Source organism: Actinomadura sp. 7K534 (assembly GCF_004348575.1).
GTDB lineage: Bacteria > Actinomycetota > Actinomycetes > Streptosporangiales > Streptosporangiaceae > Spirillospora > Spirillospora livida.
Genome location: NZ_SMKB01000375.1, coordinates 1 through 4,711, shown reverse-complemented (window position 1 = coordinate 4,711; position 4,711 = coordinate 1). Strand labels below are relative to the sequence as shown.

At 70.7% G+C, this 4,711-nt stretch carries 3 protein-coding genes; all 3 read right to left on the bottom strand.

All coding sequences use genetic code 11. The features are described 5' to 3' along the window. Positions 1–111 precede the first annotated feature (111 nt). The 3 genes from E1266_RS35770 to E1266_RS35760 all read right to left on the bottom strand — a co-directional run bounded on the left by E1266_RS35770 (position 112) and on the right by E1266_RS35760 (position 4,458). On the bottom strand, positions 112–693 hold the full coding sequence (locus E1266_RS35770; RefSeq protein ID WP_131988527.1) for a PadR family transcriptional regulator: 582 nt from the start codon (positions 691–693) through the stop codon (positions 112–114). 129 nt (positions 694–822) lie between these two features. Further along, on the bottom strand, positions 823–2,625 hold the full coding sequence (locus E1266_RS35765; protein WP_132054798.1) for a fatty acyl-AMP ligase: 1,803 nt from the start codon (positions 2,623–2,625) through the stop codon (positions 823–825). Between the two features lie 6 nt (positions 2,626–2,631). Continuing rightward, entirely contained in the window at positions 2,632–4,458 is a 1,827-nt protein-coding gene (locus E1266_RS35760; protein WP_207946125.1) for an acyl-CoA dehydrogenase, read from the bottom strand. Positions 4,459–4,711 lie beyond the last annotated feature (253 nt).

Here is a 4,711-nt window from a genome sequence, read left to right as displayed (position 1 = left end):
GTGCCGGGCTGGGGAGGGCGCGGGGGGTTGGTGCGTGTGCCGCCGCCGTTCGGGCATGCGGCGGCACGGAGTTCGAGGCGGTGCGGGCCGCCGTTGTGTCGTGCATTCCGGTCATGACGGCTCGCCCCCCTCGGCCTGTGTGCCCGCCCGGGCTCGCAGCAGCCGGGCGGTACTGGTGAACCACTCGTAGTTCTCCTGCTCGAAGCGCAGGCCGCGCAGGCATGTCAGGTACGGCCCCACGGGGTTTCCGGTCCGCAGGAACGCCTCCTCGTCCAGGTCGCCGCGCAGGTGCTTCAGGGTGCGTTCGAAGACCTCGACCTTGGCGGCGGACGCCACGGCCCGGTCCTCGAGCTGCGCGATGACGGACTCGGCTGAGATGTGGTCCACGGCCTGGACCATGACGAGCAGGTTCTCTCGGATGATTCCTGGTTTGGCGGGGGACGTCGCGAACCGCTCGAGTTCGTCGACGCCGGCCTGCGTGACGGTGTACACCCGCTTGTTGGGGCGGTCGTGCTGGATGATCTGCCGTCCGCTGATCAGACCTTCGGTCTCCAACCTCGACAGCTCCGAGTAGAGCTGCTGCGGTACGGCATGCCAGAAGTTGGAGACCGACAAATCGAAGATCTTGGCCAGCTGGTAGCCGCTGTACTCGCCATCGAGCAGCGCCGCCAGCACCGCGTGACGTAGCGCCATCGGCTTTCTCTCCCCGCCTTGACTCAGGGTTGTGCCGACGGTAGCAGACAACGACATGATTAGTCATGCTTTTGACTAGGTTTGGTTATGGTCATTTTTCCGGTTCACCGAAACTCCCAGTCCGGGCGGTCAGGCGGGCGTCCGGGACGGCCCGGCGGCGCCCGGTGCGAGGTCCCGGGCGAGCTCGGTGATCTCCCCGGCGAGGTACGCGCGCCGGGTGAGGAGGCGCTGCAGCTTGCCGCTGGTCGTCCGCCGCACCGTGCCCCGCCCGGTCAGGACGACGCTCAGCGCGGGCAGCTCGAACGCGCGGGCCGCGCGGGTCTTGATGAGGGACGCCACCTCGTCCAGCGGCGTCCCGGCCGCGGCCCTGGTGCTGATCTCCTGGACGAGGACGACGTGCTCGACCCCGTCGTCCCGCCCGGCCGCCGGGTCGACGACGAACGCCGCGCCGGCGAGGGCGGCGGGATGCGCGTCCCGGGCGGCCTCCTCGATGTCGTGGGCGTAGATGTTGCGCCCGTTGACGATGATGAGGTCCTTGATCCGCCCGGTGACGTACAGCTCGCCGTCCGCGACGAAGCCCAGATCGCCCGTCCGGAGGTAGGGGCCCTCCCCGTCGGCGGTGCGGGCCTGGAAGCCCTCACGCGTCTCCTCAGGGCTCCTCCAGTACCCGCTGGCCACGCTGCCGCCGCCGACCCAGATCTCCCCCACGTGCCCCTCCGGGCGCTCCTTGAGGGTCACCGGGTCGACCACGCGGACGTCCAGCGTGACGGGGCGGCCGCTGCTCACCAGCCGCCGCACCCCGCCCTCCTCCCCGGACGGCCCGTCCCGGGGAACGGCCGTGTCAGCGGGGACGGCGGTGTCGCGGGTGAGGGCGGCGGCGTCGAAGTCGCGGATGACGGGCCCGCCGCCGACGGGGGCGGCGGTGATGAGGAGGGTCGTCTCGGCCATCCCGTAGCACGGCATCCACATCTCGGGACGGAAGCCGACCGGGGCGAACCGCTCGGTCATCCGCTCCAGCGTCGCCGCGCGGACCGGCTCCGCGCCGTTCTTCGCCACCCGCAGGGACGACAGGTCGAGGCCCTCCAGCTGGCGGTCGGTGACGCGGCGCAGCGCCAGGTCGTAGCCGAAGTTCGGCGCCACCGTGATCGTGCCGCGGTAGCGGGTGATGAGCTCCAGCCACAGCACCGGGCGCTTGATGAACGTGATCGGCGAGGTGAACACGTAGCGGCAGCCGAGGTAGAGCGGCTGGAGGAACTGCCCCACCAGGCCCATGTCGTGGTAGTGCGGCACCCAGCCGACGCCGACCGTGTCGGGCGACCCCTCGATCCGCCGCTTGATCTCCTCGCCGTTGCCGAGCAGGTTGCCGTGGGTGACCATCACGCCCTTCGGCTCGCTGGTGGAGCCGGAGGTGTACTGCAGGAAGGCCAGGGTCTCCGGACCGAACTCGGGGGGCGCCCAGTCACCGGGGTCGAGGCCCTCGCCGTCCGCTGCCGCGGTGTCGAGGCAGTGGACGCGTCCCTTCAGGCCCCCGCCGGCGAGCCATCCGTCGATCGTGTCGCGGTGGGCGGTGTCGGTGAGGATCAGCGTGATGTCGGCGTCGTCGATGATCCGGCGGGTGCGCCCGAAGCGTTCCGCGTCCAGGTCGGGCAGGGGTGCCGGGACGGCGACGACCCGCGCGTACAGGCACCCCAGGAACGCCGTCAGGAACTCCAGCCCTTCCGGGTACAGCAGCAGGACGGCCCTGTCCCGTAACCCGCGCGCCTCCAGCCGGCAGGCCAGCGCGCGGGCCTTGCGGTCGAGTTCGGCGAACCCGAGGACGTTCTCCTTGTACTTGCGGCCCGGTTCCTCACTGATGAACGTGAACGACCGGCCGTCGCCCTGCTCCCGGATGTTCTCCCGGACGAGCGACACGAAATCCCTGTGCGAGCGCATAGGCCATCACTCGTCTTCGGCCAGGGACAGCAAGGAGAACCAGCGCCGCTCGTCGGAGACGCGGAACATCGCTGCCTCAAGCGAAGGGAGGAACTCCTCCGAGAGGACGGTGTCGGGCTGGGCGCGCTGCAGCAGGCGTTGCAGGCACAGCACGAGCCACTGCCCGTCGGCGAAGGCCCCGCCGAACGCGTGCCTGTTGTGCAGCCACGTCAGGGCGCACGACATCATCGCGTGCAACTCGCAGTACCGCTTCGCCCGCGCCAGGGCCGCCACTGATCCGGTGTCGCCCTCGCTGGCCCGGATGCCCTGGTCCACCTTGGCCCGCAGCCCACCGATGCTGGACATCAGGTCCTTCAGCTCTGCCGCGACCCCAGGCGCCGCGTGCGCGTTCGCCGCCGACAGCAGTTCCTCGGAGATCTGCTCGAACCGCTGCCCGATCTCGTCGCGGCCCTCGTTGGTGAGCTGCAGCATCCGGCCGTCGGGTTCCCAGGTGGGGGGCGTCCTCGTCCAGCAGAACAGGTCGGCGAGCAGCTCGTCCTCGTGGCCCGTCTCCTCCGGAGGCTCGATCAGGTACGGCAGCTGCCCGGCGACGTTGGCGAGGTTGACGTGCGTGGTGCCCTCGAAGATGCTCGCGATCGCGTGGTCGCGCTGGAGCTTCTGGAACACCCCGTGCGCCACGCCCTCGCGCAGGTAGCCGCGCGCCGCCAGCACCGTCCCGATGCTGGCCACGACCTCCTCCCCCAGGACGGGGACGAAGTACTTCACGATCGACGACCACAGGCTGAGCCGCCCCGGCGCGACCGTGAGGCTGCGCGTCACCGGGATCGCGACGCACTCGGCGATCAGCAGGTCCAGGTGCGTCTTGACCAGGTGGTCGCGGATCACGGGGATGTTGTAGATGTCCGCCCCGTACAGCGTGCGCTCGCGCGAGTACCGCATCCCGATGCGGACCACCGCGTCCATCGTGCCGACCGACAGCGCCGCGATCGCCGTCCGGGTGATCTGCAGCGTCTTCAGCGTCTGCACGAGCCCGGAGCCGCGCCGCCCGATCACCCGCTCCGCCGGGACTCGGGCGCCGACGAACATCACGCCGCTCAGGTCGTGGCCGCGCAGCCCCACCGTCCGGACCGGCGGCAGCGCCGTCCACATGTCCGGTTCGAGCTCCTGCTTGTCGACCAGGATGAGCGAGAAGTCACGCGGGCCCGTCTTGGCGTAGGTGGTGACGAACCGGCCGCGCGTGGCGTTGCCGACCGGCCACTTCGTCCCGGTCAGCAGCAGCTCGTCGCCCTGGACCTCGGCCTCCGACTCCGACGCCATGACGTCGCTGCCGTGGTCGGCCTCCGAGACGCCGAAGCACGCCAGGTCGCCGTTCAGGACCCCGTCCGCCACGGTCCTGCGCTGCCACCCGTCCCCCCACAGCCAGACCGGGTTCACCGCCAGCAGCCCCGACCCGTACATCACCGCGACGGTGACGCTGCGGCGGGAGATGCCGCGCGTGACGAAGAAGAGGTCCTCCAGGGTCGTCAACCGGCCGCCGAGCCCGGCGGGCACCAGGTACTTCGGGAAACCCCAGGACCGGACGGCGTCGACCGCGCCCGCCGGCAGTTCGTCGCGCTCCTCGGCCTCAACGATCGCCTTGTAGGAGAACGGCCCGGACTCCTCGTCCATCGGGTCGCCCAGATAGCCGTCAAGATCAGCGGCGACCCGGTGCGCCGGCGACAACTCACCCCACCAGACCCCGGACCGCACGTCCCCCGGGGCGGGCTCGTCGGCACCGGCCGCACCCCGGGCGGAGACAGGCTCCGCCGGGGTCGCGGCGTCCCCCGGGTTCACGGGATCCGCCGAAGCCGCAGGGTCCGCCGAGTTCTCAGTGTCCGGCGAGTTCATGGGGTCCGCCGAGTTCATGGGATCCCCCGAGTTCATGGGGTCCGGGGACTTCAAGGGCTCCGCAGAAACCACGGGCGGCCTGGGGGGCTCGGATTTCGCGGAGGTCGCGGGGACGTCAGGGGTTGCGGTAGCGGGGTGTGTCGCGCGTGCGGGGACCTTACTGTCCATTTCTCTTTCTCGACTCCCTATAGGTGGGCGG

What these genes read in the sequence shown, in the direction of transcription:
- E1266_RS35770 (WP_131988527.1), bottom strand. Translation starts at nt 693, where the DNA reads ATGGCGCTACGTCACGCGGTGCTGGCGGCGCTGCTCGATGGCGAGTAC.
- E1266_RS35765 (WP_132054798.1), bottom strand. Translation starts at nt 2,625, where the DNA reads ATGCGCTCGCACAGGGATTTCGTGTCGCTCGTCCGGGAGAACATCCGG.